This is a genomic window from Pseudoalteromonas sp. S554 (assembly GCF_005930865.1).
Lineage (GTDB): Bacteria > Pseudomonadota > Gammaproteobacteria > Enterobacterales > Alteromonadaceae > Pseudoalteromonas > Pseudoalteromonas marina.
Genome location: NZ_PNDV01000093.1, coordinates 34,497 through 41,836 on the forward strand (window position 1 = coordinate 34,497; position 7,340 = coordinate 41,836).

Consider the following 7,340-nt stretch of genomic DNA (forward strand, 5'->3'; position numbering starts at 1 on the left):
TTATATGTCTGAATTTGATCACGTACATTTTTTAAAAACGCTATCAAGCGAGCCCGGTGTTTACCGCATGCTTGATAGTGACAACCAAGTTATTTATGTTGGTAAAGCTAAACAATTAAAAAAACGCGTAAGCAGTTACTTTAGATCCAACATTACCGACAGCAAAACCCGTGTTTTAGTCAGTAACATTAATGATATTGAAGTCACACTGACCAACACCGAAACCGAAGCGCTACTGCTCGAAAATAACCTCATAAAAAAATATCAGCCTCGTTATAATATTCTACTGCGAGATGATAAGTCTTACCCCTATATTTTATTAACGAACCATAAGCATCCGCGGTTAGCGTTCCATAGAGGGAGCCGAAAAATAAAAGGTGAGTATTTTGGTCCATTTCCGAGTGCAGGCGCTGTCTCGGAAAGTTTGCGTTTAATGCAAAAAATATTTCCCGTTCGTCAATGCGAAGATGCTTATTATCGTGCCCGAAGTCGCCCTTGTTTGCAGTATCAGCTCAAGCGTTGCTCTGCGCCATGCGTTAACAAAGTTACCGAGCAAGACTACAGTGAACAAGTTGACTATGTTCGCAAATTTCTGACGGGTAAATCGGATGAAGTCATTGCCGAACTAATAAAAAAAATGGAAGCGGCCAGTGCGGAGCTCAACTTTGAGCTTGCCGCAAAAGTACGTGACCAAATAATGCTACTGCGTAAAATGCAGGAGCAACAATCTATTTCGGGTAACTTTGCAGAAATGGATGTGGTGGGCTTTGCGCATTTAAATGGATTAAACGGCATACATTTATTAATGATTCGCGATCATAAAGTACTAGGCAGTAAAACGTACTTTCCAAAAGTACCAAAAGATTCAAGCGAGCAAGAAATTTTAACTTCATTCTTAGGTCAATATTATTTAGCACCAGGTGCAACAGGACGCATTGCTAAAGAAATTATACTCCCGTTTGAAATAGAAGAGAGCAGTGCGTTAAGCGAAGCACTGACGCAAATAAGCGATCGTAAAGTGGCGCTTAAAGTGGTTACACGTGGAGAGCGTGCGCAATACCTTCAACTAGCAAATAAAAATGCGTTAAACAGTATTGCTGTCAAACAAAGTACACAAGACTCTATTAATAAACGCTATGCCCAATTAAAAGCAACATTACGCCTAGATGATATAGCGCGAATGGAATGTTTTGATATAAGCCATACTATGGGAGAAAACACGGTAGCAAGTTGCGTTGTTTTCGATTCACAAGGCCCAAATACAAAAGAATACAGGCGCTATAATGTAACCGGTATAACCGGTGGTGATGATTATGCAGCCATGGAGTTTGCTTTAAATAAGCGTTACAACAAATTAGTGGATGAAGACAAAATCCCAGATGTAATATTTATAGATGGCGGTAAAGGACAGTTAGGGCGTGCAGAGCAATATTTTTCTAATTGGTCTCATTCTAAAATGCCTCTGCTAGTTGGGGTTGCAAAAGGGACGAGCCGTAAACCTGGCCTAGAAACATTACTCATAGATGGGGGGCGTAAAACAATTCCGATGGATTCTGATGCGCCTGCACTTCACCTAATACAACATATACGAGATGAATCTCACCGTTTTGCAATAGCTGGGCATCGTAATAAGCGCCAAAAACAGCGAACACAATCATTGTTGGAAGAAATTAATGGAGTAGGTTCTAAACGTCGCCAAACATTATTAAAATATTTAGGGGGCATGCAGGGGGTAAAAGCTGCTAATATAGAACAATTAAAGAAAGTTCCCGGGATCAGCCCTGATATGGCTGAGAAGATATTTAACCATTTACATGACAAGGGCTAGCCCTTCATGCGAATATAAAAGAAAAGACATATCCAAGTAGTTATGTGGAATATTCCAAACACACTCACAACATTTAGACTTTTTCTTATCCCCATTTTTTTGGTGATATTTTATTTGCCTTATAGCTGGGCTTTTTTTGCTGCCGCTTTTATTTTTTGGCTTGCATCAATTACCGATATACTTGATGGCTACCTTGCAAGAAAATTAGAACAATCAACGCCATTTGGAGCCTTTTTAGATCCTGTTGCAGACAAGGTAATGGTGTGTGCTGCACTTGTTGCTCTCTCTGATCAATATCAGTCAATGTATATGACTATTCCTGCGCTTATTATTATTAGTCGAGAAATAGTTATATCAGCATTAAGGGAATGGATGGCTGAGCAGGGCAAGCGTGGTAACGTGGCTGTATCTAATATGGGGAAAATTAAAACTGCTGCGCAAATGTTAGCCATCATTGGTTTGATTTGGCAATATGACACCTGGATGAATTATTTAAGTTTTGGGCTACTCTATATAGCAACCTTTTTGACCCTGAGTTCTATGCTGCAATATTTGAACGCTGCATGGAGTGAATTGACCAAAAATTAACTGTAAATGTATAATAACGCACCGTTTTAGATAAAAAACAAGCAAACAGTTCAAAACTAGCATTTTTTGTATTGACGCGTTTAATAATCTCTGTAGAATGCGTCCGTGTTGAGAGGGCATAGCCCCCAAGATAACGAAATGCGGCACTAGCTCAGTTGGTAGAGCGCGACCTTGCCAAGGTCGAGGTCACGAGTTCGAGCCTCGTGTGCCGCTCCATATTAGTTTTATCCACTTGCTTTAAGTAGCAAACTCGATGCCCGAGTGGTGGAATTGGTAGACACAAGGGATTTAAAATCCCTCGACTAACAAGTCGTGCCGGTTCAAGTCCGGCCTCGGGCACCACTTTTAATTACTGACCAATTTAATTAAAAGTTTGATAAAAATTTAATATGATGCGGCACTAGCTCAGTTGGTAGAGCGCGACCTTGCCAAGGTCGAGGTCACGAGTTCGAGCCTCGTGTGCCGCTCCATATTAGTTTTATCCACTTGCTTTAAGTAGCAAACTCGATGCCCGAGTGGTGGAATTGGTAGACACAAGGGATTTAAAATCCCTCGACTAACAAGTCGTGCCGGTTCAAGTCCGGCCTCGGGCACCACTTTTAATTACTGACCAATTTAATTAAAAGTTTGATAAAAATTTATTATATGCGGCACTAGCTCAGTTGGTAGAGCGCGACCTTGCCAAGGTCGAGGTCACGAGTTCGAGCCTCGTGTGCCGCTCCAAATTATATGGAAGCGTTAAGGCGGAATGGCAGAGTGGCCATGCACCGGATTGCAAATCCGTTTACCCCGGTTCGACTCCGGGTTCCGCCTCCACATAATTTACTCCACACGCTTTAATTAGCAAACTCGATGCCCGAGTGGTGGAATTGGTAGACACAAGGGATTTAAAATCCCTCGACTAACAAGTCGTGCCGGTTCAAGTCCGGCCTCGGGCACCATCTCTATATAAACTCCAATGATAAAAAACATTTTAAATATATCCATATTTCATTTATCTAATCTATTTTTAATATCTCCTTAACTTTACTATTTAAAGATTTTGTCACTTAGCCTTTGCAAGGCCCAATTTTTATCGTCATTACTCTATTTCACTCAGCTCAGTTAATACCAATCCGAAATAGTACTTAATTATGTGAATCTGTATGAGTAACGCACTTGTCCATAACAAAATAAACAAATCAGAACATTAGTAATTTAATTACTCCTTTATCTATGTTTTAGTCAATCAGATATTTTCAACACGATGAGAGTAAGGTTTGCTCTTTTAAAATAAAAAAGCAGCAACTAGAGCTAGATTGAGGAAAATGTGACGTGGCTATAATAAGTTTTAAATGAGTTGTATAAGCGACTCTTAAGAGCCACTTATACCGGATGAATTGTTAGTGCAGTTTGCTTTGAACCTTATAAGTAGGGTATTCGCTTAGCAAGCCTTGTATAAGCGCAACACACATTAAAATAAGTATGATTGAAAATGGGAGTGCAGTAGTTACTACACCCGATTGAAGTGCTTGTAAGGCTTGCGAGCCGCCAACCCAAAGTAACACTGCTGCTATCATACCTTCGACAGTAGCCCAAAATATACGCTGTGGCACTGGTGCATCAATTTTACCGCCAGCAGTTATGCCGTCTATCACCAGTGATCCTGAATCAGATGAAGTGATAAAAAAGACTAAAACTAAAGCAATAGAAATAATTGAAATAAAGCTAGAAAACGGTAGCTGTTCATATACCTGAAATAAAGTAACTGAAATATCAGTCAAACCATTTTGTTCAAGTGGTCCGACTTTGTCTATAACTTGTGTTATTGCCATATTGCCAAATACACCCATCCACACAAGGCTAAGCAGAGTTGGTAGCCCTATAACAACAAGTAAGAACTCTCGTACAGTGCGCCCTTTAGAAACACGCGCTATAAACATACCAACAAACGGTGACCAAGATATCCACCACGCCCAATAAAATACAGTCCAAGAATGCATCCAATCTTCATCGGGCCTATTAAAAGGATTACTCAATGGTACAAAATGTTCTACGTATGCTCCCAGGGTAAACCAAACAGCAGGGATTGAATCAGAGAATGTAAGTACGATAACAACTAACAGTAAAAAAAACGCACAAATTAAATTAACGTTGCTTAGTACTTTTACACCGCCCTCAATACCTCTAATAACAGAGAAAATAGCAATACACGTTACTAAGCCAATAACAGATATTTGAAAAGCAGTGCCATAATCGGTGCCTAAAAGATAATTTATACCACTGGTCGCTTGTTGCGCGCCAAGCCCCAGTGATGTTGCTAAACCAAATAAAGTCGACAATACCGCGAGTATATCTATGATATGCCCCATCCACCCCCATGCGCGATCACCAAATAAGGGATAGAAAACAGAACGTATAGACAAAGGCAGGCCTTTATTAAATGCAAAAAAAGCCAAGCTTAAGCCAACTACTGCGTAAATTGCCCATCCGTGCAAACCCCAGTGGTACATAGTTGCACCTAAAGCTAATGAATGTGCTTGTGCTGAATTGGGTTCAACCCCCATAGGCATATGATACCAACCTGTATAATAAGCTGTTGGCTCTGCAACACCCCAAAATAGTAATCCAATGCCCATTCCTGCAGCAAATAACATGGCAAGCCACGATATGTAACCATGCTCTGGACGAGCTTTTACACCGCCTAAACGAATTTTACCTAAGGGAGAGAATGCCAAGATAATACAAAAGATTACAAAGGCGTTAGCAAGTAACATAAAGTAACTATCGAATTGATTTATGATAGCGTCTTTAGTGGAGGTTAGTGCGTCGCGAGTAACGGTAGGGTCAAAAACCAAGCTAAGCAATACAAATAAAACAACTAAAAAAGCGCTTATTCCAAATACAGGATTATGTATATCAAACCCCCATTTTTGAATATTATCTTGTCCAACTTGATAATCAGTAGTATCGATACTGTATTTTTTTGTCATGTCATCCATCGGCTTTCCTTTTTTAGATATCTCTTTTTGTTCCTATACGCAGTAAATATAAAGTAGTCGTAAAAATTAATCTAAGTTTTAATGTTGGGTAAATAAACTTTAGAACTAAAAAAGCGAGCCGGAACTCGCTATTTTATTTTTTATTTCCAAGCTAGAGGGTCTACCTCTTTATCTAGCTTTGGATGTTTACTTTTATCAAATGAGGGGATAAGGCCTTTTTTACGTTGTTCGTTATAGTCTTTTGAAAGCCATACAACGACACCTGAAAGCATAAATAACGCGATTACATTAACAATAGCCATTAAACCCATAGATATATCTGCTAATGTCCAAATTAATCCGAGCTCACCTACAGCCCCAAACATAACCATTCCTAAAACGATCAGACGGAATAAAAACATTCCTTTTTGGGAGTTATGTTCTAAAAACATAAGATTAGTTTCTGCATACGAGTAATTAGCAACAATAGAGGTAAAGGCAAAGAATAAAATTGCAATAGCGATAAAATAAGTGCCCCAACTACCAACATGTTCTGATAATGTTGCTTGAGTCAATTCTATACCCAATACTCCTGATTCAGGAATTAATTGCTGAGATAGAAGGATAAGTGATGCAGTCGCAGTACAAATTACAATTGTGTCAATAAAAACCCCAAGCATTTGCACATAACCCTGTGAAGCAGGGTGAGGAGGGTAAGGTGTTGCTGTTGCTGCAGCATTAGCGGCGCTACCCATACCCGCTTCGTTAGAGAACAAACCACGTTTAATTCCTTGGATCATCGCTTGTATTACACCATAACCTATAGCGCCAGCACCGGCTTGCTCTATTCCAAAAGCACTGTTAATTACTAACATGAATACATCAGGAAGTGCAGCAAAGTTAATAGCACAAACATAAAGCGCAACACATAAATAGGCCAAAGCCATAAAAGGCACAACCATTTCAGCAAATCGAGATATTGTTTTAAGGCCTCCAAATATGATGATCCCAGAACCAATAACTAAACAAATACCTACAATATATTTAGGGATATCAAATGCTACTTCAAAAGCGGCAGCAATAGAGTTTGACTGCACAGCATTAAATACCAGACCAAAAGCTAAAATTAAACACAATGAGAATAAAACCCCCATCCAACGTTTACCTAAGCCAGTTTGCATATAGTAAGCTGGACCACCTCTAAAATTGCCTTCAGCATCTTTTGTTTTATAAGCTTGTGCAAGTGTACTTTCGGCAAAGCTTGTCGCCATACCAATTAATGCAATTAACCACATCCAAAAAATAGCTCCCGGGCCACCCAGATACAATGCAACAGCGACACCTGCCATATTCCCAGTACCGACTCGAGCTGCTAATGAAGTACAAAAAGCTTGAAAAGAAGAGATTTCGTTATTCCCACATTTTCGAGATCCAAACATAACCTTGAACATATGTGGAAATTGTACAAATTGAATAAAACCTAATTTAAAGGTAAAAAATAAACCCGCTGCTATTAATAAGTATACGAGGACGTGCCCCCACAAGAGACCACTTATACTATTTATTATATCTGCCATAAATACTACCTAAAGACATGCGTTAAAAAAGTGACCGCAACTTACCATAGGAATGGCCAAGTGTTTAGAATAAACGACCATAAAAATAGAGTTATCAACAGGTGTTTGTGAGTAACTTGTGTTTAGGGTGTGCGCTTGCTTGGGGTGTAATTTAAATCACTTTTTTAGTTAAAAAAGGCTTGCGTTAAATTCGCTGCTCCCTATAATGCGACCCCACTGAGACGGCAGAGCAGGCAACGCTTAAGCTGCAAGCAAACCACTTAGTGAGTCGAGTAAAACTTAAGTTTAGATTTTTATAAAATTTAAAATTAAGTGTTGACAAAAACACAGGAAAGCGTAAGATTCGCTTCCCTTGAGTCGCTAATGAAACTCAAACGTACATTAACA

The 7,340-nt window shown here is 39.4% G+C and carries 4 protein-coding genes and 7 tRNA genes; 9 read left to right on the top strand and 2 right to left on the bottom strand.

The window, feature by feature from the left end; all coding sequences use genetic code 11:
* The first annotated feature begins 4 nt into the window (after positions 1–4).
* The 9 genes from uvrC to CWB65_RS17455 all read left to right on the top strand — a co-directional run bounded on the left by uvrC (position 5) and on the right by CWB65_RS17455 (position 3,357).
* Complete coding sequence (gene uvrC / locus CWB65_RS17415; protein ID WP_008132243.1) at positions 5–1,828, top strand: excinuclease ABC subunit UvrC; 1,824 nt, start codon at positions 5–7, stop codon at positions 1,826–1,828.
* 42 nt (positions 1,829–1,870) lie between these two features.
* A complete protein-coding gene (gene pgsA / locus CWB65_RS17420) occupies positions 1,871–2,416 on the top strand; it encodes a CDP-diacylglycerol--glycerol-3-phosphate 3-phosphatidyltransferase (RefSeq protein WP_006794013.1) in 546 nt (181 codons plus the stop codon).
* Between the two features lie 140 nt (positions 2,417–2,556).
* Positions 2,557–2,632, top strand: a tRNA-Gly gene (locus tag CWB65_RS17425).
* 39 nt (positions 2,633–2,671) lie between these two features.
* A tRNA-Leu gene (locus CWB65_RS17430) sits at positions 2,672–2,758 on the top strand.
* Positions 2,759–2,810: 52 nt separating this feature from the next.
* Positions 2,811–2,886: transfer RNA gene (locus CWB65_RS17435), tRNA-Gly, on the top strand.
* A 39-nt stretch (positions 2,887–2,925) separates the two neighbouring features.
* Positions 2,926–3,012, top strand: a tRNA-Leu gene (locus CWB65_RS17440).
* 51 nt (positions 3,013–3,063) lie between these two features.
* A tRNA-Gly gene (locus CWB65_RS17445) sits at positions 3,064–3,139 on the top strand.
* A 19-nt stretch (positions 3,140–3,158) separates the two neighbouring features.
* A tRNA-Cys gene (locus CWB65_RS17450) sits at positions 3,159–3,232 on the top strand.
* A 38-nt stretch (positions 3,233–3,270) separates the two neighbouring features.
* Positions 3,271–3,357: transfer RNA gene (locus CWB65_RS17455), tRNA-Leu, on the top strand.
* 441 nt (positions 3,358–3,798) lie between these two features.
* On the opposite strand, the gene CWB65_RS17460 is transcribed toward CWB65_RS17455, so the two are convergent.
* Positions 3,799–5,397: a BCCT family transporter gene (locus CWB65_RS17460; RefSeq protein WP_008131063.1), complete on the bottom strand. Its 1,599-nt coding sequence runs from the start codon at positions 5,395–5,397 to the stop codon at positions 3,799–3,801.
* 140 nt (positions 5,398–5,537) lie between these two features.
* Positions 5,538–6,953, bottom strand: a complete 1,416-nt coding sequence (locus CWB65_RS17465; RefSeq protein WP_138741101.1) for an alanine/glycine:cation symporter family protein — start codon at positions 6,951–6,953, stop codon at positions 5,538–5,540.
* Positions 6,954–7,340 lie beyond the last annotated feature (387 nt).

Bases quoted from the DNA above. Each gene is read 5' to 3' on its own strand.
- uvrC (WP_008132243.1), top strand. From the start codon at position 5: ATGTCTGAATTTGATCACGTACATTTTTTAAAAACGCTATCAAGCGAG.
- pgsA (WP_006794013.1), top strand. From the start codon at position 1,871: ATGTGGAATATTCCAAACACACTCACAACATTTAGACTTTTTCTTATC.
- CWB65_RS17460 (WP_008131063.1), bottom strand. From the start codon at position 5,397: ATGGATGACATGACAAAAAAATACAGTATCGATACTACTGATTATCAA.
- CWB65_RS17465 (WP_138741101.1), bottom strand. From the start codon at position 6,953: ATGGCAGATATAATAAATAGTATAAGTGGTCTCTTGTGGGGGCACGTC.